The 26499-nt window shown below is 61.7% G+C and carries 17 protein-coding genes, 2 tRNA genes, 1 other RNA gene and 2 pseudogenes; 10 read left to right on the plus strand and 12 right to left on the minus strand.

All coding sequences use genetic code 11. The annotated features are described in order from the left end of the window. Position 1 precedes the first annotated feature (1 nt). Both CAY53_RS14030 and CAY53_RS14035 read left to right on the plus strand, forming a co-directional pair. Positions 2–99: pseudogene (locus CAY53_RS14030) on the plus strand (IS30 family transposase); the annotation flags it as partial. A 219-nt stretch (positions 100–318) separates the two neighbouring features. Then, positions 319–618, plus strand: coding sequence for a transposase (locus CAY53_RS14035; RefSeq protein ID WP_425430773.1), 300 nt, complete (start codon positions 319–321; stop codon positions 616–618). Positions 619–635: 17 nt separating this feature from the next. Here the strand turns inward: CAY53_RS14035 and ssrA are convergent. From ssrA to htpG, 6 genes are all read right to left on the minus strand, one after another. Further along, positions 636–995, minus strand: a transfer-messenger RNA (tmRNA) gene (gene ssrA, locus CAY53_RS01875). Positions 996–1008: 13 nt separating this feature from the next. Beyond that, entirely contained in the window at positions 1009–1470 is a 462-nt protein-coding gene (smpB, locus tag CAY53_RS01880) for an SsrA-binding protein SmpB (protein WP_017865518.1), read from the minus strand. A 1-nt stretch (position 1471) separates the two neighbouring features. Next, complete coding sequence (locus CAY53_RS01885; protein WP_017865519.1) at positions 1472–3298, minus strand: GspE/PulE family protein; 1827 nt, start codon at positions 3296–3298, stop codon at positions 1472–1474. An 81-nt stretch (positions 3299–3379) separates the two neighbouring features. Further along, entirely contained in the window at positions 3380–4000 is a 621-nt protein-coding gene (locus tag CAY53_RS01890) for a protein-L-isoaspartate(D-aspartate) O-methyltransferase (RefSeq protein ID WP_017865520.1), read from the minus strand. 45 nt (positions 4001–4045) lie between these two features. Beyond that, on the minus strand, positions 4046–4423 hold the full coding sequence (locus tag CAY53_RS01895) for a hypothetical protein (protein ID WP_017865521.1): 378 nt from the start codon (positions 4421–4423) through the stop codon (positions 4046–4048). Positions 4424–4499: 76 nt separating this feature from the next. Then, positions 4500–6377, minus strand: a complete 1878-nt coding sequence (htpG, locus tag CAY53_RS01900; protein ID WP_104935700.1) for a molecular chaperone HtpG — start codon at positions 6375–6377, stop codon at positions 4500–4502. Positions 6378–6546: 169 nt separating this feature from the next. On the opposite strand from htpG, the gene hemG reads away from it, so the two are divergent. Beyond that, on the plus strand, positions 6547–7953 hold the full coding sequence (hemG, locus tag CAY53_RS01905) for a protoporphyrinogen oxidase (RefSeq protein ID WP_245874842.1): 1407 nt from the start codon (positions 6547–6549) through the stop codon (positions 7951–7953). A 12-nt stretch (positions 7954–7965) separates the two neighbouring features. Beyond that, entirely contained in the window at positions 7966–8652 is a 687-nt protein-coding gene (locus CAY53_RS01910; protein WP_104935701.1) for a CBS and ACT domain-containing protein, read from the plus strand. An 82-nt stretch (positions 8653–8734) separates the two neighbouring features. On the opposite strand, the gene CAY53_RS01915 is transcribed toward CAY53_RS01910, so the two are convergent. The 4 genes from CAY53_RS01915 to CAY53_RS01930 form a co-directional block, all read right to left on the minus strand. Further along, complete coding sequence (locus CAY53_RS01915) at positions 8735–10909, minus strand: adenosylcobalamin-dependent ribonucleoside-diphosphate reductase (protein WP_104935702.1); 2175 nt, start codon at positions 10907–10909, stop codon at positions 8735–8737. A 150-nt stretch (positions 10910–11059) separates the two neighbouring features. Beyond that, entirely contained in the window at positions 11060–12541 is a 1482-nt protein-coding gene (gene lptF, locus CAY53_RS01920) for an LPS export ABC transporter permease LptF (protein ID WP_104935703.1), read from the minus strand. After that, a complete protein-coding gene (locus CAY53_RS01925) occupies positions 12534–13901 on the minus strand; it encodes a M23 family metallopeptidase (protein WP_104935704.1) in 1368 nt (455 codons plus the stop codon). Before CAY53_RS01925 ends, lptF begins: the two co-directional genes overlap by 8 nt. Before the next feature lie 20 nt (positions 13902–13921). Further along, positions 13922–15427: an Rne/Rng family ribonuclease gene (locus CAY53_RS01930; RefSeq protein ID WP_104935705.1), complete on the minus strand. Its 1506-nt coding sequence runs from the start codon at positions 15425–15427 to the stop codon at positions 13922–13924. Positions 15428–15745: 318 nt separating this feature from the next. Here CAY53_RS01930 and recC point away from each other — a divergent pair, with 318 nt between their 5' ends. From recC to CAY53_RS01955, 5 genes are all read left to right on the plus strand, one after another. Continuing rightward, positions 15746–18991, plus strand: a complete 3246-nt coding sequence (recC, locus tag CAY53_RS01935; protein WP_104935706.1) for an exodeoxyribonuclease V subunit gamma — start codon at positions 15746–15748, stop codon at positions 18989–18991. Then, on the plus strand, positions 18978–22499 hold the full coding sequence (gene recB / locus CAY53_RS01940; protein ID WP_104935707.1) for an exodeoxyribonuclease V subunit beta: 3522 nt from the start codon (positions 18978–18980) through the stop codon (positions 22497–22499). The genes recC and recB overlap by 14 nt, the downstream gene beginning before the upstream one ends. Further along, positions 22486–24336, plus strand: coding sequence for an exodeoxyribonuclease V subunit alpha (gene recD, locus CAY53_RS01945; RefSeq protein WP_181040361.1), 1851 nt, complete (start codon positions 22486–22488; stop codon positions 24334–24336). Before recB ends, recD begins: the two co-directional genes overlap by 14 nt. A 24-nt stretch (positions 24337–24360) precedes the next feature. Then, a tRNA-Lys gene (locus CAY53_RS01950) sits at positions 24361–24436 on the plus strand. Between the two features lie 12 nt (positions 24437–24448). Beyond that, positions 24449–24526 (plus strand) — tRNA-Glu (locus tag CAY53_RS01955). 229 nt (positions 24527–24755) lie between these two features. Here the strand turns inward: CAY53_RS01955 and CAY53_RS12855 are convergent. After that, positions 24756–25211, minus strand: a complete 456-nt coding sequence (locus CAY53_RS12855) for a hypothetical protein (protein ID WP_181040362.1) — start codon at positions 25209–25211, stop codon at positions 24756–24758. A 567-nt stretch (positions 25212–25778) separates the two neighbouring features. Here CAY53_RS12855 and CAY53_RS12415 point away from each other — a divergent pair. Beyond that, positions 25779–26237: a hypothetical protein gene (locus CAY53_RS12415; RefSeq protein WP_146106365.1), complete on the plus strand. Its 459-nt coding sequence runs from the start codon at positions 25779–25781 to the stop codon at positions 26235–26237. 41 nt (positions 26238–26278) lie between these two features. Here CAY53_RS12415 and CAY53_RS13335 read toward each other — a convergent pair. Continuing rightward, positions 26279–26497 (minus strand): annotated as a pseudogene (locus CAY53_RS13335) (IS4 family transposase); the annotation flags it as partial. Between the last annotated feature and the right edge of the window lie 2 nt (positions 26498–26499).

The following is a 26499-nucleotide window of genomic DNA, read 5'->3' on the forward strand; positions in this document are numbered from 1 at the left end:
CTGGTCGCCTGAGCAAATTGCGGGGCGTATTCGCCTGGACTATCCAAAGGACCAAACCATGCGCATCAGAGGGAGACCATCTACCGCTGGATTTACGCTGCTGCCAGGCTTGGCGATACCAGTTGCAGCCATTCACAAGATCACGGAAGAACTGCTCAGGAACGGAGCATAACGGCTGAATAAGCGGCTTCACAAATGGTTATACTACCAGACTCCCGCTGAAGTTTTTAACCAGGCAATCACCAGTGCACTTGCAACTTGAATGCACCCGTGGGGGGGGCTGTGGAGGGCAAGATGTCTGATGCATATGTCTGGAGCATGCGGGCCCCTGCTCTGCGACCCGGTGATGTCGTGATTATGGACAATCTTTCCGTGCATAAATCACAGGCTGCCTGTGATGCCATAAAGGCAAGGCACGCTGAATATTTGTTGTTACCGGCCTATAGCCCTGACCTGGGTCCCAGCGAAAAGATGTGGAGCAAGGTGCAGCAGCTACTGCGGGGGATAACGGCCGGAACCAACGAAGACCTGGTTACGGGAACGGGGAAAGCCCTGGACCACGTTGCTGCAAACGATGCCCAGGGCTGGTTCAGATCTTGCGGCTGTATACAATCGTAAAGGTGCAATGCTCTAAATGGTGGAGGCGGCGGGAGTTGAACCCGCGTCCGGAAATTCTCCCCTTCTGTCTCTACATGCGTAGTTCCGGGTCATAATCTCGCAGCGGGCGCTCACCCGAAACAGGAGAAACCGCTGCCAGTCTGAAAAAATCTCGCCTGTTGCAGTTCAGACACCCGCTTCAGGCCAGCCCACCAAGTCGACGCTCCGAATCCGGCCCAGTGGGCGAGGGCCGGTGGAACGGCGTCAGCCGCGGTCAAGCGGCGAGCGCGTAGTTATAATCGTCTGCGATTATATTTAGTTCCGCCAGTTTTACGAGACGGCAGCAACTCGGCATGCAACATCAGCTTCAATATCCCCGTCGAATCCTTTTCGCCCCCATCACCATATTTTTTACTCTTCCCGGCCGCGGCGCATGGAGCGCTCGATTTCGCGGTTGGACTCCTTCTCTTTCAGTGCAGCGCGCTTGTCGTAGAGCTTTTTGCCACGGGCCAGACCCAGTTCCACCTTGGCCTTGCCGTTGTCCCCAAAATATATCTGAAGCGGGATCAGGGCAATGCCTTTTTCGTGCAATTGGCCGATGAGCTTGCGGATTTCCCGACGGTGCAGCAAAAGCTTGCGCGGCCGCAGCGGATCCTGCGGCACGTAGGTGGCAAAGCTGTAGGCCGAAATGTGCACGTTATAAAGAAAAAGCTCGCCGTTTTTGAGCTGGGCATAGCCGTCCTTCAGATTGGCCTTGCCGGCGCGCAGCGATTTCACCTCCGGCCCGGTGAGCGCCATGCCCGCCTCCAGCGTGTCTTCGATGCTGTAGTCGTGGAAGGCCTTTTTGTTCCTGCTAACGATTTTTCGCGCCATTTTACGCCTCGCTCGTGACCCGGAGGGCCTCTTCCACGGTGGTCAGACCGGCCCGCACCTTGCGCCAGGCGTCTTCCCGCAGCGTGGTCATGCCTTCCCTGATGGCGATCTGCCGAAGTTCGTTGTCGTTCGCCCGGGTGGCAATCAGCTTTTTCAGCTGCGCGGACATGGGAAAGATCTCGAAAATGCCCAGTCGGCCCAGGTAGCCGGTGTTCCGGCACTGGGGGCAGCCCTTGCCCCGGGCCAGCTCGACGCTGTCCCTGCCAGACACCGGAAAGCCCAGTCTGGCCAGACTTTCGCCGCTCACCCGATACCTTTCCAGACAATGCGGGCAGATGCGCCGGACCAGCCGCTGCGCCAGAGCCCCCCGCATGGTGGAGGCGATGAGGAAGGGCTCCAGCCCCAGATCCTCAAGACGAAGCACCGAGGAAATGGCGTCATTGGTGTGCAGGGTGGAGAAAACCAGATGCCCGGTCAGGGCCGCCTGCACCGCGTAGCTGGCGGTTTCCAGGTCGCGGATCTCGCCGATCATGATGATGTCCGGATCCTGCCGCAGAATGTTGCGCAAGATGTTGGAAAAGGTCACCTCGATTTGCGGCTGCACCGCAATCTGGTTGAATTCCTCATAGACCATTTCCACCGGATCTTCCACGGTGACGATATTTTTCTCCGGCGTGGCGACCTGCTTCAGGGTCGAGTACAGGGTGGTCGACTTGCCGCTGCCTGTGGGACCGGTGACAAAGACCAGACCATTCGGAGCGCTCATGAAGCCGTTGTACACCGCCCGGTCGCGCCGCGAAAAGCCCAGGCCATCCAGATTCTGGAACATAATCTCCGGATTCAGGATGCGCAGCACCGTTTTTTCGCCAAAGGCCACGGGCACCGTGGAGACGCGCAGTTCCACATCCAGGGCATTGTCGTCGCCGCGGCCGATTTTTATGCGGCCGTCCTGGGGCCGGCGCTTTTCCGCAATGTCCATGCGCGCCAAGCTTTTGATGCGCGAGGTAATGGCCGAATGCACGGCCTTGGGCAGGGTATGGATGGTGTGCAGCACGCCGTCGATACGGTAGCGAACCGTACAGGCGTCACGCTTGGGCTCGATATGGATGTCGCTGGCCCGCTGTTCCAGGGCATAGCGGAAGAGATGATTCACTGCCGCCTTGATGTGCTGGTCCGTGGAGCTGAGTTCCTGGGTCGTGGACAGCCGGACGTACTGCTCCAGATTGCCGATGTCCACGGAAGAGGCGCCGCTGTCTGCCGCGCCGAACTGGGATTCCGCCGCACTGATGGAGTGCTGGAAGCCGAAAAACTCGGCCAGGATCTGTTTGATGTCCTGCTTGGTGGCCAAAAACTGCTCCACCTTAAGCTGGGTAACCCGTTCCACATCCTCCAGGACCTGCTGGTTGTCCGGAAAATAGCTGGCGACCTGCAGCACACCGTCCTTCACGGCAAGGGGCAGGAGCAGATGGCGGATGGCAAAGGTCTTGGAGATGTACTTGGTGACCACCTCCATATCCAGCTTGAGCGGATCCAGATTGGTAAAGGGAATGCCCAGCTCGCGGCCGACCGCCTTGAGAATCATCTCTTCGGTCAGCGGTTCCGGCTTGGGACCCGGGGTCTGCATGCCCAGGGAAAGGATGATATCCACCAGATCGGGAAAGCCGAGCGGCAGTTTGACGGTATCGTCACGCCGGCGGCCGCCGAACTGACGGATCAGGTGCTGCGCCTGTTTGTCCCTGTTTTCGAGGATGAAGCGCTGCTGGGCCGGGCTCAACAGGCGCACTTGCACCAGCAGTTCCAGCAGGGCGTTACTGTTGAGATAGGTCATGATGGCTACCGGAAAAGAACCTTCCGCCTCGGAAAATACGGTTGATGCGCAGGAGGACTCGATGCGGCCCCGGCTTGTGGCTCAGCCGGCGGCAGACCAGCCATGGGCGCCGATCAGGTCGACAAAGCGGACCCGGGCCAGCTCCTGGACCTTGTATTCGCCCTGCACCAGCTCCACCAGCTCCAGGATCTGCCCGCTCCGGTCGCCCACAGGCATGACCAGAAGACCGGGATCGGCCAGTTGTGCGAGCAAGGGTTCGGGCACTTCGGGGCAGGCGGCGGTGACGATGATGCGGTCAAAGGGCGCTTCGGCCGGCCAGCCCTCGGTGCCGTCGGCCAGACGGGAGAGGATGTTGTGGCAACGCAGGCGGTCGAAATTGCGGCGGGCGCGGTTTAAAAGCGATTCAACGCGCTCCACGGTGCAGACCCGGGCGCAGAGCTGGGACAGCACCACGGCCTGATACCCCGAGCCGGTGCCGACTTCCAGCGCCTTTTCCCGACCGCTCAGGGCCAGGGCTTCGGTCATCAGGGCCACGATATAGGGTTGGGAAATGGTTTGGCCGCCGCCGATGGGCAGGGGAAAATCGCCGTAGGCCTGCTCCTGCATGGCGTCTTCCACGAAGAGGTGCCGGGGCACTGCCCGCATGGCAGCAAGCACCTGCGGATCGCGGATGCCGCGGCCCACAAGCTGCTCGGCGACCATCCGGTCGCGATTGATGGCAAAGGCAGACGACGACAGCACTTGGATTTATTTCCAGTTATAGTCTTTGACCCATTCCTGGTCTTTTTCGCTGAATTTGCGGAATACGACGTTCTGCACCACGTCTTCCCTGATGGTCACGATCAGCATCTCGTAGCCGTTGGCATCGGCAAAGCGGCCCACAAGCGGCATCTCGCCCCAAAAGCTGAAAGTGTCTTCCGAGTAGACATACTCTTTGACGCCTGCCGACACGTTGCGCACGCCCTTTGGCTCGCCCAGATACTGGTGCAGCTCGGTGATCGTGGTCTGCCCCGGTCGGAGCAGCGCGGCGTCGGAGGCCAGATGACGCACCGGCGTGGCCGGTGCACAGGCACTGAGAACAAGGACAAGCAGCAGGGCTGGCAGGAATTGGCGACTGTGATTCATGGCGTTCGGCAACAAAAAAAAGGATGTGTTCCTATATACCGGACACATCCTTTTTTCAAGATTAACCGCCCGGGCCTCAGTGGCCGGCCGCCTTGTCCAGAATGCGGTAGCTGCGCTGCACCATGGCCAGCGGGTCGACATCCAGCCCGGCCTGGATACGGGCGTTGTCGTGCATCTGCCAGGCCAGATCGGCGGCAAAGTCCCGGTCGCTGTCCTTCAGCGCTGCGAGCTTCTTGATCAGCGGGCTGGCCCCGTTGATCTCCATGTCCTTTTTGCCGCCCATGCTCATGGGGTCGCCCTGACCGGAGGCCTTGAGCAGGCGCTCCATGGAGGAGGTCATGAAGCCGCCCACGTTCACAATCATGGCCGGGCTGTCCACCAGCCGGGCCGAGGGTTTGACCGCCTCCACCCGGTCGCCCAGCACTTCCTTCATCCAGGCGCAGAGGGCGTTGAGCGCATCCTGGGAGAGCGGCTCCTCCTTTGGCGTTTCAGGCGGCTCCGCCTGCGGCGTACCCGTGGTTTTGGAAAGATCCAGGTCTTCCCGGTCGGCGGAGACCAGTTTCCTGTCCCGGTATTTGCCCAGATGGTTCAAAACAAAGTCGTCCACCGGCTCCAGGGTATACAGAATCTCCACCCCCTTTTGGCGGAACATTTCCACGTAGGGACCGTGTTCCACTGCCGCGCGGCTGGGCCCATTGATGTAGTAAATGGCATCCTGGCCCTGGGCCATGCGGTTGACATAGGTGTCCAGGGAGATCATTTCGCCTGCTTCGGTGGCCGAGGATTCGAAGCGCAGGAGCTTGCCCAGATCGTCCCTGTACTCGAAGTCCGAGGTCACGCCTTCCTTGATGAAGATGCCGAAGGTACGCCAGAACTCCTGATATTTCTTCGGGTCGCTGTCTGCCTCCTCGCCGAGGAACTTGATGAGCCGCTTGGTCAGCACCCGTTTCAGTTTGAGCACCAGGCTGCTGTCCTGCAGGGCCTGACGGGAAATATTGAGCGGCAGGTCTTCGGAATCCACCACGCCTTTGAGAAAACGCAGCCACTCGGGCAGGATGTTCTTGCTGTGCTGGTCGATCAGTACCTTCTGACAGTAGAGATTGACGCCCGGCTCCATCCGGCCCATGCCCAAAACCTCGAAGTTGTCCTTGGGCACATACAGCAGCGCCTGAATGGCCAGGGGCGCGTCGGCGCTGAAGTGGAAACGGTAGAGCGCCTCATCCGAAGTGCCGCCGATGAACTTGTAAAATTCGTTGTACTCGGCATCCGTGATTTCGCTTTTCGGCCGCGCCCAGATGGCCTGCACGGTGTTGACCGTCTTGCCTTCGACCTTGACCGGGAAGGGAATGAAGGTGGAGTACTGCTGAATGATGCGCTCGATGGTGAACTTGCTGGCGTACTCCTGGGCATCTTCCTTCAGTTCGATGATGATTCTGGTGCCGCGGTGCAGACCGGGACAGGGGCCGATGGTGTAGGTGCCGGCGCCGTCGGAACTCCACTCGTGCCCTTCCTCGCCGCTCGCCGGCCGGCTCTGCACCCGCACCTTTTTTGCCGCCATGAAGACCGAATAGAAGCCCACGCCGAATTGGCCGATCAGACTCAGATCCTTTTTCGCCGCCTCGGCCAGCTGCTCCACAAAATTGCCGGAACCGGAATGGGCAATGGTGCCCAGATTGGTCTCCAGCTCGGCCTTGCTCATGCCGATCCCGGTATCGGTGATGGTCAGCGTATGGTTCTTGTCATCGCAGTCGATGACAATCTCCAGCGGTACGTGCTCGTCAAAGGCAGGCTTTTCGGCAATGCTCTGGTAGCGGAATTTCTCCAACGCGTCGGCGGCGTTGGAGACCAGCTCCCGCACGAAGATATCCCGCTCCGTGTACAGCGAGTTGATGACAATATCCAGCATCTTCCGGGTTTCCGCCTGGAATTCCCGGGTTTCCACTTCTGCACTCATGTGTTCCTCTCCTAAAAAAACACAAAAACAGGCCGGCGCCGCCAAAGCTTATGGCCAGCGGCTTGCGGGCGACATTGCTTTCATTTACCGGCACAAGATGGTAAACAGAGTCCCGTTTCTGTCAAGATTCCAGGCCGCTTGCGGCCCCATCTTCCCTTGGTCCGGTTTTATGCTGCAAACAGATATTTGCATTGTCGGCGGCGGCATCAGCGGTCTGGCCCTGGCGGCCTTTCTGCTTCGGGAACGCCCGGGGCTGCCGCTTGTGGTGCTGGAACAGGCCGCGCGGCCCGGCGGTATTGTCAAAAGTTTCCGGCAGGACGGCTGGCTGGCCGAATGGGGACCGCATGGCTTTCTGGACAACTGCCCGGAAGGCCGCGAGCTGGTGGCCCTGGCCGGGCTGGAACAGGATCTGGTGCGCGCGCCGCTCGGCCGCTTCGTGCGCTATCTGTGCCTGGGCGGCAAACTGGCGCCAGTGCCGCAAACGCCGGCAAAGATCCTCATGGCCCCGCTCATGCGTTGGCAGGACAAGTTCGGCCTGGCCTGGCGGGATCTGACCAGACCCTTCATGACCGGTGAACCGACTGTGGCGGAATGGATCCGCTACCGCTTTGGCCCGGCCATGCTGCCCTTTGCCGATGCGGCTTATACCGGCACCTATGCGGGTGATCTGGAGAAACTCCGCATCGACGGGGTGATGCCCTCCCTGCGCGCCCTGGAAAAGGAATACGGTTCCATCATCCGGGCGCTTTTCGCCAGGCTGCGCGCAAAAGCGCGGGAGCGCAGGAAGACCGGCGCCGGGAAACTGGCCCTGCCTGCCATGCAGAGTTTCCGGCAGGGCATGGAACAACTGCCTCTGGCCTTGGCGGCGCAACTGCAGGCTGAGGGCCTGTTACATCTGGAAACCAGGGTACAGGGGCTGAGGCCGGATGAGGATGCAAAGGGCTGGCTGGTGCAGACCGATGGGACCGGGTACCGGTGCCGCGAGCTGGTGTTGGCCCTGCCGGCGAACACGGCGCTTCAGCTTTTGCCGGAGGGCATGGAGCCGCCTGCAGCGGGGCTGCCCGAGGCGCGACTGGCCAGCGTTATCCTCGGTTTCGGCCCGGAAGCGCGCATTCCCTTCGGCTTTGGCTACCTGGCGCCGGAGCGGGAGCAGCGCTTCGCCATGGGCACGCTCTTTTCTTCCCACATGTTTCCGGAACGCGCACCGGCAGACGGCCAACTGCTGGAAGTGCTGGTGGGCGGCCGGCGGCACCCGGAACGGCTGGAGCTGGAAGACAATGAAATGATCCGGGAGACGCTGGCAGACCTGAGGCAGCTCATCCATCTGCCCGCAGCCCCCCGTTTTGCCACGGTCCTGCGCGGCGAGGCCGGGATTCCCCAGGCCGAGCAGCAGTATCTGCAGCTTTTGTCCTGGCGCGAGCAGAGCGCCCGCAGCAGCCCGCATCTGCACCTTCTGGGCTTTGGCTGGCAGGGCATAGGCCTGAACGAGATGATCCGGGAAGCCAAAAATCTGGCGCTCCGCCTTCTCAGGCGGCCATCAGCATCACAAAACGAAATCAAAGGCGTTTACATGTAAGGAGAGGCCCCGATGTATATTGGCAGCATCATGCGTACGGACCTGATCACGGTTGCTCCGAAAACCACGCTGGTGGAGGCGAAGGAGCTTTTGGAGAAACACCGCATCGACCATCTGCTGGTGGTGAAGAGCGGCAAGCTGGCGGGCGTGGTGTCTGACCGCGATCTCAGGCAGAACTGGGCTTCGCCTGCCACGGCCCTGAGCGCCCACGAGCTTTCCTACCTGCTCAACACGGTGACCCTGGGCATGATCATGGTAAAAACCGTGGTCACGGCCGGGCCGGACACCACCATCGAGCGGGCCGCCTGGATCATGCAGGTGAACAACATCAACAGTCTGCCCGTCATGGCGGACGGCGAGCTGGTGGGCATTGTCACCAGCACCGATGTCATGGCCGTGCTGCTGAACGCCATTGGCATGAGTGAGGACAGCCGCAGGCTCGGTCTCTTTGTGGAGGATCAAATCGGCCGGCTGGCCACGGTGACGGCAGCGCTCCGGGACGCGGAAGTCAATATCCAGAGCTTTTTCTGCTATCCGGTGCCGGGTCACCGGAAGCTCAGCCAACTGGTCATCCGCGTGCACCGGGCCGACGGCGAACGTGCCGCCGCAGCGCTGGAAAAGGTGGGTTTCCGCGTCATGACCCATTACAGCAAGGATATTACGCCCTTTCTGCCGGAGGGCTGTCAGCGCTGCAGTTGAGTGCGTCTGTATCGAAAAGCCTCCGGACGCCGCCCCATGAAAAGGGGCGGAAAAAGCGCCGCGGTTCGGGCCGGTCCTCTGTTTATGCGCACTTGGAGTAGCCGCAGTCCAGGCAGTGTTCACAGCCCTCTTCAAACACCAGACTGCCGCCGCATTCGGGGCAGGACGAGGCGAAGCCGAAGCGGGTGCCGGCCATGAAGGACTTGAGCAGCCGGCTGAGCTGGGCGGGCAAATCCAGGCGGTGGCCGCTGGACCGGTCGAGCTGTTTGATGATTTCGCCCATGGGAATCTGGTAGCGGAGGGCCAGGGACACCAGCCGGCAGGTCGTGGTCCACATGGTGGACTTGTCCTTCAGATCGACCCGGTTGTCAAAGGGGAACTTGGCGAAGACCTCCATCGGGTTTTCTTCCTCGTCAAAGCAGACAATCAGGTAAATGGTGCTCTGGTTGACGTCTTTCAGGCGGTAGCGCTTGGCGTTCAGCACATCCGGCAGCATGGCCTTTTCCTGCAGGCCGGCGGTTGAAACCACCGCGCTCTTTTCGTCCTTGCTCCTGTTGCCCGCGTTCAGCACCTGACCTTCGCGGGAGCCGTCCCGGTACACGGTAATGCCCTTGCAACCCAACTCATGGGCCAGCAGGTAGCCACGGCGCACATCCTCCCTGGTGGCGCTGTTCGGCATATTGATAGTCTTGCTGATGGAGGAATCCACACCGCTTTTCTGGAGCGCGCCCTGCATCCGGATATGGTCTTCCGGGGCGATGTCCTGGGCGGTGCGGAAAATCTCCTGCCATTTCTCCGGAATCTCCTGCTGCCCGACAACCGAACCGCTCGCCGCCACCTTTTCCATGAGCCGGGGCGAATAAAAGCCCTCGCGCCGGGCCACCTGCTCGAAGAGCCTGTTCACCATCGGCAGCCGGTCGCCATCCATCACGTGCTTGATCATGACGATGGAGAAATAGGGCTCGCAGCCCGAGGCGCAGTCGGCAATCATGGACACCGTGCCGGTGGGCTGAATGGAGGTGAGGGCCGCGTTGCGGCGGGCCGGATATTTGTTGTACTGCGGGTCATACGCCGGAAACGCGCCCTTGAGTTTGGCCAGGGCGATCGACGCCTGCTCCGCTTCCGCATGGATGAAGTTCATGACCTCGGCGGCCGCTTTCCGGCCTTCCTGACTGGCATAGGGCAGCTCCAGCTGAATCAGCATGTCGTGCAGGCCCATGATGCCCAGGCCCACCTTGCGGGTCTTCTGGGTCATGGCCGCGATTTCCGGGATGGGAAAGCGGTTGCAGTCGATGACGTTGTCCAGAAAGCGCACCGCAAGGCGCACCGTGGCAGCCAGCCGGGTCGAGTCCACCTTGCCGCCGGTCACAAAGCGGCCCAGATTGATGGAACCCAGATTGCAGGATTCGTAGGGCAAAAGCCACTGCTCGCCGCAGGGATTGGTGGCCTCGAAGTCGCCCAGTTGCGGGGTGGCGTTGTCGCGGTTGGCCGCGTCGATGAAGAGCACGCCCGGCTCGCCCGTATGCCAGGCCCGGTCGATGATCTCCTCGAAGACCTGCCGGGCGGGCAGGCTGTCGCTCACCGCCCCGGTGGCCGGATTGACAAGGTCGTAGCTGGCGTCGTCCTTTACGGCCTGCATGAAGGCATCGGTGATGGCCACACTGAAGTTGAAGTTGTTGTAGCGGCTCTGGTCTTCCTTGGCGCTGATAAAGGCGAGAATGTCCGGATGATCCACGCGCAGAACACCCATGTTCGCGCCCCGGCGCTTGCCGCCCTGCTTGATGGTCTCGGTGGCGGCGTCGAACACCGCGGCAAAGCTGAGCGGGCCGGAGGCCACGCCCTGGGTGGATTTCACCGCCGCGTTTTTGGGCCTGAGGCGGGAAAAGGAATAGCCGGTGCCGCCGCCGGTCTTGTGCACCAGAGCGCCGTTTCTGATCGAGGTGAAGATGCCGTCCATGGAATCTTCCACCGGCAGGACGAAGCAGGCGGAGAGCTGACCCAGGTCGGTGCCCGCGTTCATCAGGCAGGGCGAGTTGGGCAGAAAATCCAGGGAATGCATCATGGTGTAAAATTGCCCGGCCAGCTCTTCCGCATCCGGCTGACCGGCATCCACCGCCGCCACGGCCTTGGCCACCCGCCGGCAGAGGATATCCCAGTTTTCGAGAACCTTGCCGTTCTCGTCTTTCAGGTAATAGCGGCGTTGCAAAACGGTTTCCGCGGTTTCAGTCAGGGCAGATTGGGGCTTGGACTCGCTCATGTCGTGTGCTGTGTCGGCTGTGGTAGCGGCCTGCCAGGCGGTTTGCCGGGCAGGCCCGAAATCCGGAAAAGGGCAAAGTAGCCCAGGATACAAGAGAATGACAAAAAAAACACTCCATACGCAGGAAGGCTTTGGCGTGGGGCGGCTTGTTCAGCGCCTTTTCCTGTCCAGCAGGGTGGCGCAAAAACCGCAGGGATGGAAGCCTGCCTCCCTGGCGACCCGGGCGTCCTTGAATTCGATCCGGCACTGCGGAGAATCGTACTGGGCGCATTCCGGAAAATGGAAGGCGCGGGTGTGCACATTGGCGTGGATCAGCAAACCCGCACCCGCATCCAGCCCGCCCTGGCTCTGCTGCGCCGGGCGGCCCAGAAAACGTACCAGCAGGGCGCGGCCCCAGCTCCGGACAGCGAGCAAAACCGGGCGTAGATAGCGGTCATAGCGCAGAACCAGGGCCACGTGCACCCGTTCCGGCAAAAGCGGCCGTTCCTGGTCCACCCGCCACAGAAAGTAGAGCGCAAAGAGCAGGAACAGGGCATTGGGCAGCCACATGCCCAGGGCCATGGGCAGGATGCGGCTTTCGCACAGCACCTTGGCCAGGGTAAAGGCAATGTAATAGCCCACAAAGACGGCGAGCCCCAGGGGGATGCCCACCGCGCGCCGGCCCGGTCCAGCCTGCAGGGCCAGCGGCAGACCGATCAGACTCAGGATGAAACAGCCCACCGGCATGCTCAGGCGGTGATGAAAGGTCGAACGGTAGCTGAGACCCTCCTTGCTGTGCCGGCCCACCTGTTTCGCAGCGGCCAAAAGCTGGCTCTGGGTCATGGCGCCGCGTCCCTGTTTGCCAAGCCCTCCGCCCGGCGTTTGCAGGGGGATCTGCAACTGGTAGCGCTTGAAGCGCAGCACCTGGTTGTCCTGCCGGAGGTAGTCCTTGTGCACCAAGGTATTGTCCACATTGTGCAGCGTGCCGTTTTCCAGCACCACCACGGCCTGCATGTGCTCCACATCCGAGCGCAGTTGGCCGGACCTGGCCACGGTGATGAGCGGCTGCACGCGGCCACGGGAGTCGGACACGTAGACGCCGTGCCAGTTCTGCTGCTCGTCGATATCCTCCACATAGACCACTATATCGCCCAGGGCCTCGGTGAATTCCCGTTCCTTCAGGCCCTTGTCTATTTTTTCCTTGGCGAGCTGGAACATAAGCTGCTTCATCGACTGCTCGCCCCGGGGGATCAGCTTGACGGAAAAATAGCCGGTGACCGCGGCGATGACCGCCGAAACCACGAGCACCGGCGGCAGCATCTGCCGGAGACTGATGCCGCAGGCCTTGAAGGCCAGAATCTCCCGGTCGTTCGCGAGGCGGGAAAAGCAGATGATCACCCCGATCATGCTGGCCATGGGGATGATGTAGAGCAGCATATGGGGGAAGAGGTAGGCGTTCAGACGGATGAAGTCCGCAATGCCGATGCGCAGGACCAGCACCACATCCAGAAGCGGAATGAGCTGCACCAGAAAAAAGATGCCGTAGAGCAGAACAAAGCTCGCAAAAAAGGGCGCCAGCAGTTCCGCCGCTATGTAGCTGTAGAGCAGAAAAGGCGGCCGCCCTGACCAGAGGGATCGGACAGGATTATTCATTCAGCAGGGGCCTGATGTTGATATCGATCCAGCGCTGGTCCCACCACTCGACCGGCGTGACAAAGACGCCATGCACCAGCATGGCATAGTGGAGATGGTCGCCGCCGGCCATGCCGGTCATTCCGGAATGGCCCAGGAGCTGGTTCTGCTCCAGCATGGCGCCCACCTGGGTGTCGATGCTCGTCAGATGCGCGTAAAGGCTGAACAGGCCCTGACCGTGATCCAGCATGACCACATTGCCGAAAATGCCCAGATTTTCAGCCAAAACCACCTTGCCGCGGTTGGCCGCCCGGACATCGGCCTGGGCCACGGAGGCGATATCCACGCCCAGATGGGTCTGCGCATCCACCACCCGCCCCTGATACAGATAGGTGCGCTGATCGGCAAAGGTGGCCCGGATCGCGCCCGGCATCCGCATGAAGTGGCCCTGCCAAAGCTGCTCGGACGCCGTGACCGCGCAGAGTTCGGCGACCCTGGCCTCGTTCTGCCGCCGCACCTCGCCGTTCACGTAGAGATACTGCGTCAGCAGATCGCCCTGCATCTCGGGATAGTGCTGTTTGAACTCCGGCAGCTTCCACTGCAGAAAGGCATCGCTTAAGGTGATGGTGTCCTGCTTTTTCTTCAGCGGCCTGAAGGTCGCGATAAAGTTGGTCTGCGCCCTGTTGCCGGCCGCGTCCCAGGCGCACACCGAGGCGGAGCCCACGGCTTTGGCATCCCAGGGCAGGGCGAAATAGGCGATGTAGGTATCCGGCTTTTTGGTGGGCTGGCCAGGGAAAAAATGGTCGTCCAACATGACGCCGTGGCGGACCGGCTGTTCCGAGACCGTATAGATCAGGGCTGCGCTGCCTCCGGGCTGCAGGTAGATCTTCGAGGTCTTCATGCGGACCAGGGGCGGCGTGGTGTCCACGGTGACCGGCAGCGTGATCGTCTGGCTGTTGCCGCGGAAAAAGCCCATGAGCGACTGGTCGCGGGCCTCGATGACCAGTTCCGCCGGCCCCTCCCTGAAACCCGCCTCCCCGACATCCAGGGACACCCTGGCGGAAAATGCCCTGGGGCCGGCGTTGTTGAACCAGCTCTGCCGGGGAAAAGTCTTCAGAAAGAACGTCTTGTCGGTCTCGCCCTGTTTCAGCCTCACGCTGACGAGTGAGAGACCGCTTTTCTGATCGCTGGCCCTGAGCGGCACTTCGACATGTCCGCCCAAAAGGGCCGGCTTGGATTCCAGCTCCAGCCCGGGCTTTTCGATTTCAAAGGCGAACCATGCGGCCACCAGAGCAGCGACCGTAATCAGGATCAGAATCTTATAAAAAATGCCGCGCAGAAAGCCGCCGGGTGCTGCGCCATAGCGCCGGTGTTTTGCCATAAGCCTGCTGTTGGAAAAATTTATTCGTTCCAGATGATGTCGTATCGTTTGACGTACATCTCCGGTACGGGAATGATGGTGAAGCGCTTGCCGGTTGCGTCTTCCAGATACCGGATGCTGTGCGCTTCTTCATGCAAAAGCATGTCCGCCACCTTGGGATTGACCTTAATGGTGAGGCTGGTGCCGCCGATTTTCGAGGCATCCCGGCTGATTTTACGGAAAATTTCGTGGGCAATGGTCCGCCGGGATTTCAGGCGGCCATCCCCGCCGCAGTAACAGCAGGGTTCGCACATGGCCTGGGTGATGCTCTCGGAAAGCCGCTTCCTGGTCATCTGCACCAGGCCGAATTCCGAGATCTTCAGGATATTGATCCTGCTCTTGTCGTCCTTCATGGCCTCTTCCAGCGCCCGGCCCAGCGCCTCGCGCTCATCCTCGCTCTCCATATCGATAAAGTCGATGATGATGATGCCGCCGATGTTGCGCAGCCTGAGCTGGTGGGCGATTTCCCGCACCGCCTCCATGTTGGTGCGGAAGATGGTGGCCGCCAGATCGCTCGCATGCACGTAGCGGCCCGTGTTCACATCGATGACCGTCAGCGCCTCGGTGGGCTCGATAACGATATAGCCGCCGGAACGCAGCCATACCTTTTTTTCCAAAGCGCTGTTGATGTCCGATTCGATGCCGTACTGCTCGAAGAGCGGCAGATCGCCGTCATGGAAGCTGATCTTGGTTTCCAGATGGGGAATGAAGCTCCGGGCGTAGGAAATCAACTGTTCGCACACGGCCCGGTTATCGGTCACCACCTCGTTCACGTCGTCGGTAAAAAAGTCCCGCACCGTGCGCAGAATGAGGTTCAGGTCTTCGTAGATACGCTCCGGTTCGGCCGCCTTTTTCGATTTGGCCAGAATTTCGTCCCAGAGCTGGAGCAGAAAGGCCATGTCCGCCTTCAGCTCCTCATTGCAGGTGTTTTCCGCCACCGTGCGCATGATGAAGCCGGCTCCGGGCGGCCGGAGTTCTTCCAGCCGGTCGCGCAGGAGCTGGCGCGTGGCTTCGTCCTCGATCTTGCGGGAAATGCCGATGTGGTCGGTCAGCGGCATGTACACCAGATTGCGGCAGGGCAGCGTGATGTTGCAGGTCAGCCGGGCGCCCTTGGAGCCGATCGGCTCCTTGGCGATCTGCACCAGAATGCACTGCCCCTCTTCCAGGATCCGGTCTATGGTGAGGTTGGTCGGGAACTCGGCGGACACCCCGAACAAGTCCCGGGAGCCGGAATGGAGGTGGCGGTAGCAGCTCGAGAGCGAATGGACCGCCTCGTCCACGTAGAGAAAGCCGGTCCGCTCCAGGCCGATGTCGATAAAGGCCGCGTCAATACCCGGCAAAACCCGCACAACCCGGCCCAGGTAGATATTGCCGATCAGACCTTTCTGCTCCGGCCGGTCAATATAGAACTCCTTGAGTACGCCATTTTCCATCAGGGCGATGCGGTTCTCGTAGGGCGTGGCGTTGATGAGAATATCGGTAAACATGCTGTCTGGCTGCAAGGAAAGGCTGCGCGGAACGCTGTGGGAAAAAGGCAAAATGTCCAGATTTTGCAGCGCAGCCGGAACGTGTCACTATAGCATGTCCGCCGGCGATCGACAGCCAAAATCGTAGCTGCGCAATGTAATTTGTTATTCTTCCATAAAATCCATATCAGTTTCCTGACAGAAAAGACAAATGGTCAGCCGGCCGGAGCAAAGGCCAATCCCCTGTGTCTTCCGTAGTCCTTTCCGTGTATACTGCACGCACCCTGTGGCAGCACAGGCCATTGCCGCAAGGCTGTCGCTTCTATCCGGAAAACCGCCATGCATCTCTACCAATCCAACCGCCTGGAATACCTGCTTGCCCTGCTGGTCGAGATCTGCACCGCCCAGCCGCTCGCCGATCCCCTGGCCACGGAAATCATCGTGGTGCAGCACCCGGGCATGGGCCGCTGGCTGGCCCGCGAATGGGCGCTGAAAACCGGCATTGCCGGGCTCCTGTCCTTTCCCCTGCCCGCAAGGGCCCTGGGTGATCTCTACCGGCTCCTGCGGCCGGAAGCCGCCCCTGAGGCGGTGTGGCAACGTTCGGTGCTGCGCTGGCGCATCCTGGCCCTGCTGCCGGCATATGCCGCAGAGGCTGGAAGCGCTGGAGTCTTCGCCCCGCTCGCCCCATATCTCGGGGCAGCAAGCGATGGCACGGCCCTGTTCCAACTGGCCGGTCGCATCGCAGAGGTCTTTGACCGGTATCAGGTGTACCGGCCGGAGCTGCTCCTGCGCTGGGAAGCAGGCGAGGATGCGGACAAGTGGCAGGCCCGGTTGTGGCGCCGGCTCTGCGCGGGCCAGACGCCACACCGGGCCTGGCTCTATGCCGACTGCCGGCGCCGGCTGATGGCGCCGCCGCCCATCCTGCCGGAGCGGCTGCACCTCTTCGGCATGAGCAGTCTGGCGCCAGTCTATTGGCAACTCTTTCAGCAACTGGGCAGGCACATGGCGGTGCACTGCTTCCAGCTCAGTCCCTGCCGCGGCTTCTGGCACGACCTCAAGCCGAAATGGCGGCAGGCGCGGGAGCAGGAGGCAGACGCCCTGCTGGCCATGAAGGCCCTGCCCAAAGAGCCCAACGCGCTCCTGGTGCAGTTCGGGCAGGCGGGCCGGGAATTTGCCTGCCAGATTCTGGAAGGCGGGCCGGACAATCCGGTGGAACTGTACGGGGAACCGGAAGGCGACACGCTGCTGGCCAGAGTGCAAAGTCATCTGCTCAACATGCAGGCGATGCCGCAGCGGCCGGAAGAGCGGGAGTTCATGGATGAAAACGACCTTTCACTGCAGTTTCACGACTGCTCTTCGGAGCTGCGCGAGGTGCAGGTGCTGCACGACTATCTTCTGGACTGTTGCCAACGCGATCCAGAGCTGACACCCGGCGACATACTGGTGGCTGCACCGGACATCGGCCGCTATGCGGCAGCGGTGCAGGCGGTTTTCGGCGAAGCCCCGCCGGAGCGCTTCATGCCCTTTGCCCTGGCCGACCAGCCCCTCGCGGCGGCCATCCGCCTGCCCCGGGTGTTTCTGGAACTCATTGCCTGCCTGCAGAGCCGCTGCACCAGCACGGAGCTGCTGGCGCTCCTGGAGGAGCCGGCCCTGCACCGGCGTTTCGGACTCGAGGCCGGCCATCTGCCCACAGCCTGCAAACTCCTGCGGCAGGCCGGCATCTGCTGGGGTCTGGACGCCGAACACCGCCTTGACCTCGATTGCGGCCCGGCGTCCGGGGAGGCCCACAGCTTCCGCCACGGGCTGGACCGGCTGCTGCTGGGCTTTGCCATGGGCGAGGCCGACGCGCTGCACGCCGGTCTCTACCCCAGCGTGCCGGCAGGCGACGAGGCCATGGTCGTGCTCCAGGCCCTCCTGGCCCTCCACGACAGGCTGGCGGCATGGCGGAAGATCTGGCAACGGCAGCGACCGGCCGCGGAATGGCCACCCTTGCTCCTCAGAATGCAGGAGGATTTCTTCGCCCCGGCCGGCGGGGCGGAAGGCGTGCAGCGGCTGCGCGAGGCCATTCACGAGCTGTCAGAGGAGCTGGCCCTTTCGGGCTATTCGGCCCCGCTTGCTCCAAAAAGCCTGACACTTCGCCTCGAAGAGAGCCTGAACGCCATGGACAATGGCCAGGCCTTTCTTTCCGGCCGCGTCACCTTCTGCAACATGGTGCCCATGCGCTCCCTGCCCTTTCAGATCATCTGCCTGCTCGGCATGAACGACGGCATGTTCCCGCGGCAGCAGCGCCCGGTGGGTTTTGACGAAATGGCGAAGCATCCCCGGCTGGGCGACCGCAAACGCCGGGAAGACGACCTCTATCTCTTTCTGGAGGCCATGCTGTCGGCCAGGAAGGCCCTGTATCTGTCGTGGCTTGGCCACAGCCAGCAGGACGGCACCGAACGGCCCCCTTCTCTGGCCCTCAGCGCGCTCGCCGATTATCTGGATGCAGCCTTTCAAATCAAAGGCCAGCCGGAAAAACGGCCGAGCCAGGCCCAGAGCGTTCAGCACCCCTTCCAGCCCTTCAGCCCGAAAAACTATGGCCGCGCTCTGGAAGGCTGCGGCCTGGCCTGGCCTGCCAGCTTCGATCCGGCCTGGCTGCCGGCCACAGGGCCCGGAGCAGCCCCGGCCTTTCTGGACGGCCCCCTGCCGCTGGAAGCGCCGGTCGGGGCCATCGAGCTGTCCGCACTCCTGCGCTTCTGGCGTCATCCGGCCGCCTATTTTCTGCAGTACAGGCTGGGCATGGCCCTGCACCGGGAAGAGGATATGCCGGCCGAGGCCGAGCCCTTCACGCTGGACGGCCTGGACAACTACCTGCTGCGCGAAGCTGTCGTGGAGCGGCTTCTGGCCGGACAGGACGAAGCCCATATCGGTGCGGTGCTGCGCGCGCAGGGTTGCCTGCCGGAAGGGCAGTTCGCCGCCCTGGCCCTGCGCGGCCCGGCGGAGGAAGGTGCCAGCCTGGCCAAAGCCCTGCTGCCGCTGCTGGCCGAACCGGCAGAACCGCAGGAACTGCAGCTTACTGTGGAGGGATACCAGGTGTCCGGCAGGGTGGACAGACTCTACCGTGCCGGTCGGGTGCTCTGGACCGCCGGGCAGGCCACGAGCGGCCGGCTGACCGATGTCTGGCTCTGCCATCTGGCGCTGGCCGCCAGCGGCAGGCCGTGCAGCAGCACCCTGGTGTTTCGGAACAAGGACACTGCCGTGCAAATCTGGACATGGCCGGAGCTGGCGCAGGACGAGGCGGCAGCGCTTCTGGCCCCGTGGCTGCGCGGCTATGCGGAAGGCCAGGAAACGGCGCTGCCCTTTTTCCCGAAAAGTTCCCTGGCCTGGGCCGAAAGCATGCAGAAAACAGACGACGAGGGCATTGCCCTGAGCAGGGCCGGGCAGCGCTGGCAGGGCAGCCACACCGGGGCCGAACGGGACGAAGCGGTCTTTGCCCTGCTCTTCTCCGGAAAAAACCCCTTTGACGATACCTTCATCCGCCTGGCCGGGCTGCTACAGTCCCTGCTGGCCAGGAAAGCGGAGGCAGCCAATGCAGGCGCTTGATCCCCTTCGTCTGCCCCTCGCCGGCCGCTTGCTCCTGGAGGCCAGCGCCGGCACGGGCAAAACATGGACGCTGAGTCTGCTGGTTCTGCGCCTGGTCGTGGAGCGGTCTCTGGAGATTGACCACATTCTGGTGCTCACCTACACCCGCGCCGCCACCGCCGAACTGAAGAGCCGCATCCGTGCCCGGCTGCGGCAGGCGCAGCGTTTCTGGCAAAGCGGGCAGGACGCCGCGGCAGCGGGTCTGGATGCGGAAACGGCGCAGGTCCTGAACCAGATCCTGGCCCAGGGCCCCCCAGGAGCCGGCCGGCGCCTCGACGCGGCGGTCAGCCGCATGGACGAGGCGGCCATCACCACCATTCACGGCTTTTGCCAGAAGGTGCTGCAGGAGCAGGCCTTTGAAGCCGGCCTGCCCTTTGATCAGGATCTGCTGGTCGATGAAAGCGGCCTGCGTGAAGAGATCATGGCCGATTTCTGGCGCAGCCGATTTTACCCGCTGGGGCCCGAGGAAAGCGCCATGGTGGCCTCGTGGTGGGACGGGCCGCAGGCGCTGCTGCGGGAGCTTGAGCGCTCACTGGCCGTGGCGGATGCCGACATTCGGCCGCAGCTCGCCCCGGATGCGCGGGAGCGAAGCCTGACAGCCGTGCGGGAGAGCCACGCCTCTGTCGCCGCGAAATGGCAAAAACAGGGCGGCGAGGTACGTGCGTTTCTGGCGGGCAACAAGGCATTGAGCCGCGACAGGACGCTCTACCGCCAGGACAATGTGGCACGGCTTGTGGCCGACATGGAGGCGCTGGCCGCAAACAACGACTTTCCCCGCCTGCTGCCGGAACGGCTGAAACTGCTGGATGCCGGGTTCATGCACCGCCATCTGCGCAAAAACCATGATCCGGACTGGCAGGCCCCTCCCTTTTGCAAGGACTTTGCGGTCTTCTGGCAGGCCTATCAGGAACTGATGCACACATGGCGGCTGGGCTGGCTCCTTGCGGCCCGGCATGACCTGAAAGACGGGCTGGCCCGCAAAAAACAGGAACAGCGCCGCTTTGGCTACGACGACCTGCTGATCCGGGTGGAGCAAGCCCTGCGCCAGCCGGCCCTGGCCGCAGCCCTGGGCGAGCGCTTTCCCGCGGTACTGGTGGATGAATTTCAGGACACCGACCCGGTGCAGTACCGCATCTTTACAGCCATCGGCAGCACTCCGGAGCACCAGCTCTTCTGCATGATCGGCGATCCCAAGCAGGCCATCTATTCCTTCCGCGGCGGCGACATCTTCACCTATCTCCGGGCCAAACAGGACACCGAAAAAAGCGTGGCAGGCGCCTGCCGCACCATGAACACCAATTACCGCTCCGCACCCGGCGCGATTGCCCTGGTCAATACCCTTTTCGGCCGGAACGAGAGGCCCTTTGGCTTCTCCGGCATGGACTTTTATCCGGTAGAGCCGGCAGGCAGGGCGCAGGATGCCGACCTGCAGGTGCAGGGTACGGCGTTTCTGCCGCTGAACCTTTTACTCCTGCCCAATGCGGGACAGAAAGCACTCACCAAGACGGAGGCTGCCGTGGCCGCGGCGCAGCGCTGTGCAGCGCTCATCCGGCGGCTTCTGGCACCGGGCGGGGTATGCATCAAAAACCGGCCGCTCGCCAGCGGAGACATCGCGGTACTGGTGCAGAGCCACCGGCAGGCAGAGCAGATGAAGGCCGCCCTCATGGCAGAGGGACTGGCCAGCGTCTACGCCTTGAAGCAGTCGGTATTCACAAGCCCTGAGGCTGAAGAACTATCGACCCTGCTTGCAGCCCTCATGGATCCGGCCGACCGGGCCCTGGCTGTGGCAGCCTTTGCCACCAGCCTCTTCGGCAGCACAGCCAGGGAGCTGTATGCCGCCCGCCAACAGAGCGCCCTGGCCGACGAGGGGGCCCGCAAGCTGCACGAATACCGGATTCGCTGGCAGCAGTACGGCGTAGGCCCCATGCTGTACCGGCTCTTTGCCCAGGAAAAACTGAGCGCCCGACTGGGTTCTCCTGCAAAGGGCGAACGCCGGCTCACCAATTTTCTGCATCTGGCCGAACTGCTGCACGAGGCGGAATGCGCCGCACCCGGCATGGAACGACTGCTGCGCTGGCTTGGCCGGGAACGACAGGAGGCAGGGAACAGCGAAAGCCGGGACGAACGGCTCATGCGGCTGGAAAGCGACGAGCATCTGGTCCGCATCAGCACCTGGCACAGCGCCAAGGGCCTGGAATATCCGATTGTCTTTCTGCCCTTTCTGTGGGACGCCAGAGGCAGAACACGGGCTGACGCGACCCTAAGCGCCCTGTTCCACGACCGCAAGACCCTGCGTGCCAGTCTGAGTTTTCATGCCACTTCAGCCGAACAGGACCTGGCACAGGAGGAAGAGGACTCCGAGCAGATGCGGCTTCTGTATGTGGCCCTGACCCGTGCCATCTACTGCACCTTTGCCTGCTGGGGCCGGATTTCGGACATGGAACAGACAGCCATGGCCCGGCTTTTACACCAAGACAGGAAGCCCGACGACGACAGCGCCCTGATGACGGACTGCAACAGGCTGAACGCTACGGAGGCGGGGCAACTCGTGCGCTGCATCCGGCCGGAGGAGGCGCTGCTGGCCGAAGGGGCAGGGGCCAACGAGATCAGCGCCGAAGCGGCCCCGCTTGCCGCCCGCCCCTTTACCGGCGTAATCGGCCTGGGCTACCTCAACTGCAGCTATTCGGGCATGGTGGCCGGCCTGGACGCGCTGGCCGCGGGTGACAGGGACGAAGTGCCGCTGCCCGAGACGAGTCCGGGCCCGGAGGCCCAGGATTTTATCCATATCGACACATTCCCGCGTGGGCCCCAGGCCGGCTCCTGCCTGCACAGTCTGTTGGAACAGCTCGATTTCACCCGCCCTGCCGCGGCGCAGGCCGAAGTGCTGGGCCAGGTGCTGGAGCGCTTCGGCGTTGACCCGCGCTGGGCCGGGGCCCTGCCCGGCTGGCTGGACGGGGTTCTGGCCACCCATCTGCCTGACAGCCGGATGCTGGCCGGCCTGCCCCCACAGGACAGTTGGCGGGAACTGAAGTTCTGGTTCCCGGTGCAGGCCTACCCACGCCTTTGCACGGTCCTCGGTCTGCCGCACATGGGCGGGCGCCATGCGCAGGGCCTGATGACCGGCGCCATGGATCTGGTCTTTCGCCACGAGGGGCGTTTTTACATTGTAGACTACAAGTCCAATCACCTGGGCGGGCAGACCGCCTACACGGCCGCGGCCATGCAGGCCAGTATGACGCAGCACCAGTATCAGGTGCAGTACCGGATCTACACGCTCGCCCTGCACCGCCTGCTGCGCTCGCGGCTTGCGGGCTACGCCTACGAGCGCGACTTCGGCGGAGTGTACTACCTCTTTGTGCGCGGGATGCGGCCCGGCAGCGGACAGGGCATTTTCCATGTCCGGCCAGAGATCGGGGACATCGCGCGGCTGGACGCGCTCTGCGGGGAGGCTGGCCATGAGCGGCGTTGAAACCCGGATTGCACATTGGCGCCGGCAGGGCTGGCTGAACGAGGTGGATGGTCATCTGGCCAGGATGCTGGCCCGGCGGCATCCGGCGATGGGTGTCGGGGCGGCGCTGGCTGCGGCGCTGCTCAGTCAGGCTCTGGAAGAGGGCCACACCTGCCTGCCGCTGGCGCAGATTGCAGCAACGCTCACAGCCCGGGGCGAGGCGACTTCGGTCCAGGGCCTGCAAGACCAGCTTTGGGCCAGCGCTGCGGTGGTGGCTCCGGAACATGCGGCAGAGCGTCCGGCCCCAATGGTGCTGGATGCAGCCCAGCGTTTGGCGCTTTTGCGCTGGCACCGGGCGGAAAGCCGCATTGCCGCAGAGCTGGTCCGGCGGGCCGGGGCCTTGACAGAGGTGGACGAGGAGCGGGCGCAACAGATGCTGGCGCGCCTTTTTCCCGAAAGTCCGGATGCGCCAAACCTGCAAAAAACCGCAGCCGCCCTGGCGCTGTGCAAGCGGCTGCTCATCCTGTGCGGCGGCCCGGGCACAGGCAAAACCTGGACCCTGGCCCGCATGCTGGCCCTGTGCTCGGCGCTGACAGCGGGGCAGCTCAGGGTGGCGCTGGCCGCACCCACTGGCCGGGCAGCCATGCGCTTGGGCGAGGCCATTCGCGAGGCCGCAGCCGCCATGTCGGAGGACATCGGCCGGCAGGCCCTGCCTGAAGCGGAAACCCTGCACCGGCTCCTGGGCTATCAACCGCAAACGGGACGCTTCCGCAGAAACGCGGACAACCCGCTGCCAGCCGATCTGGTGATTGTGGACGAAGCCTCCATGGTGGACGATCTCCTGCTGGATGCCCTGCTGGCCGCAGCGCCCGCAGGCTGCCGGCTGGTGCTCTGCGGCGATCCGGGGCAACTGCCGCCGGTTGCCCCCGGGTCGCTGCTGCACAGTCTGGCCGGCTTGGGCACGCCCGGGTATGCACCGGCCTTGCGGGCGGCCTGCGCACGGCTCTGCGGCCGGGATATGCCGGAACCCCCTGATGCTGCGGCCGCAAACCTGCTGAATGAATGTCGGATCACGCTGAAAAAAGCGCACCGCTTTGATGAAACAAGCGGCATTTCCGCTCTGGCTGCCGCCCTGCAACACGCAGATCCTGCAGCAGAACTGAAGCGGGTTCTGAGCCGGAGCTGGCCGGATATTACGCTGCTTGGGACCGAAACGGCGCGCTCCGGGCTGCCGGCGATTCTCCTGGAGATGTTCAGGCCCCTGTACCGCGCGGTTACGGCCGCAGAGGCGATGGCCGCCTTTGCCCGTTGCCGCGTGCTTTGTGCGCTTCGGGAAGGCCCCTGGGGCGTCGCGGGGATCAACCGCCTTTGCCGGGAACTGCTGCGCAGGCAGGGCCTCGTTCCGGCCCGGCAGGAATGGTACCGGGGTCTGCCCGTGCTCATTCAGCACAATGCGCACGACCTGCGTCTCTACAACGGCGATACCGGTATGCTCTGGCCGGATGAAAACGCTGTACTCAGGGCCTGGTTCGCCGCAGAAGGGGGCCTGCGTCCCTTCCCGCCGGCCGCCCTGCCCGCCTGGCAGCCGGCCTGGGCCATCACCGTGCACAAGGCCCAGGGAGCGGAATTCGACGATGTGGTGCTGGTCCTGCCGGAAGGCGACAACCCGCTCCTGACCCGGGAGCTGCTCTACACCGCCGTGACCCGGGCCAGAAAAAGACTGGTACTGGTGGCCGGGCCGGAGGCGCTGGAACGCAGCGCCGTCCGCCAGTTGCAGCGTTACAGCGCACTTGGCGATTTGCTTTCGGCTTTTGGCAAGCCCCCAATTTTTATTGACAGTACTTCACCGAACGAGTAGATAAGGGGACTCTCTGGTTGGGAAGGGTCGTTAACTCAGTCGGTAGAGTATCTGCCTTTTAAGCAGAGAGTCGCGCGTTCGAGTCGCGCACGACCCACCATGGGCCACATTCGTCCTCATCGTCTAGTCCGGTCCAGGACACCGGCCTTTCACGCCGGCAACACCGGTTCAAATCCGGTTGGGGACGCCAATATAATTTCAGCTGGTTAGCTGACTGTCATCAGATAAGCCTCCATGGAACGGAAGTTCCGAGGGGGCTTTTCCGTTATACCCCTCTGCCAGGCCGCTTTATGGCGCAGCCCGGCGCGGACAAAAAGAGCCCTCATGCAACCTTCCGAAGGGCATTTCAGTTCTGCTGGCCGCAGGGAGCACCTGTCCCGGATCGGGACGCCTGCCCTGAAGCCCGCAAACGATCCATTTCAGCCGGAATTCAGGCCGTAAAAATCAGAAAGGCCGACAGGGTCGGTCGCTTTTTCGACCCTCTGTGCAGTCTTGAGGCTTCTGTAGTGGATTAAGTGCTTATCTACGAACAAATCACTTGCAAATACAGGGTGTTTTCCTGATAGTCCGTTGGAAGATCCATACAAACACCGAGCAAGCATGCCGCATATCAACACCTGGGGATTTCTGATGAATTTTGGCAGCCTGTCGAAGCATTGATTCCAACAAACTGCCGGGATGCTGGCCAAACCTACATCCAAAAGCCTGGAAGAGGAAGGAAACGCAACTATTCGCATCGCCTGTATTTTGCCGCTATAGTCTCTGTGCTTCCTACCGGAATTATCTGGAATGCCTTGTCCAGAGAAAATTTGAAGGGCCTGGTTCTGCGATGGTTCGCCCTGAATTCCGGCAGTGGCCAGGCTGGTGTGTTTCAAAATATCCGAAGAGGCTTCTGGCCGAATACGATGCCCCTACAGGGATTGGCTGGCATTGGCAAGCGGCTGACGGCACGCATATTGAAGCCCCGCCTGCGCAGGAATCCATCGGCCCAAACCCGAAGGAACCCGGAAAAAATGGCTGCAAAAGGCGTGTGCTGGCAGGCGGGCACGGCGTCCTTTGTCACTTGCCGTCAGCGGCGCCAACCGGCGTGAGAGCCTGCCGCTCGATCCCTTGCTCAAGGCCGGACTGATTGAGCCGGAGCAAGGGGAATGGCGTTTCAAATCTTTGCCTTGGTGCAGTATATCTGGGCGAAGAAGCGGTAGTCAAATTCAAGGGCTCCATGCCCCGTATCCAGCCAGGAGCTGAGAAAACACTTGATCAGGAAAGATCCACTATTCAATGCCAGCAGGTGGATGATTGAGTTAAGTCATTCATGGCTCAAGCGTTTCAAAAACTACTGCAATACTACGAAAAGACCGATTAGTCCTATATTGCTTTTAGAGCATTGGCTGATGCTATGATCATCTTGAATAAATTGAAATATATTTATAGGTAAACTCTTGATGAATGAAAAACAATTTGCAATAATTTGTGGCGCATTCGGCATACTTGTTGCTACACTGTTATCCCCAATGGATCAACTTTTTTCAGAGAGTGTGCTTTTTTGGGGGAATCTGCTTGCGTTTTGGGGGCCGCATTTGTTGATTCTCGTTCTGGCACTCGCGTTATGTTTGCGGGGCGCATATATCGCTGGCATTCTATTTGCATTGGCCTTGTATCTTTCTTTATACGGTATATGGGTTTTTTTCTACGCGAGCCCGAGTGATAGTTTAATATGGCTTGGCTATTGGTTTTCAATGCCAGGTGCTGTTATAGGCGAAATTCTGTTGGCAATATTTGTTAATAAAAAACGTACATATAACGCCTGGGTCGCATGGCTGATAGCGTTGACCGTTATCTCTATATGTATTGCCATGAATCAATTCATACTTTGCAAAACACTCCTGCATTGTGGAATATGAATATACCACTGCTGTCTCATAAAATTTTCACTGCTGTCCCACTAACTTTGGAATAGCGATAACTGGTTGTTATTTAATGGTATTTTTTGTTTTTCCTGACAAAAAAGTTCGTCTAAATCTCGCCGTTCAAACAGGTTGAGCTGAAGAAGCCGCAAAATCTGCAAGATAGACTGCCCCAAGCGGCTCTGAAATTTGGTGAACGCCACCAGAAGATACGCGCACAAGGCAATCCACAGTTGCGTCCGAACCGCGTTCATGCTAG

The organism is Desulfobulbus oralis, assembly GCF_002952055.1.
Lineage (GTDB): Bacteria > Desulfobacterota > Desulfobulbia > Desulfobulbales > Desulfobulbaceae > Desulfobulbus > Desulfobulbus oralis.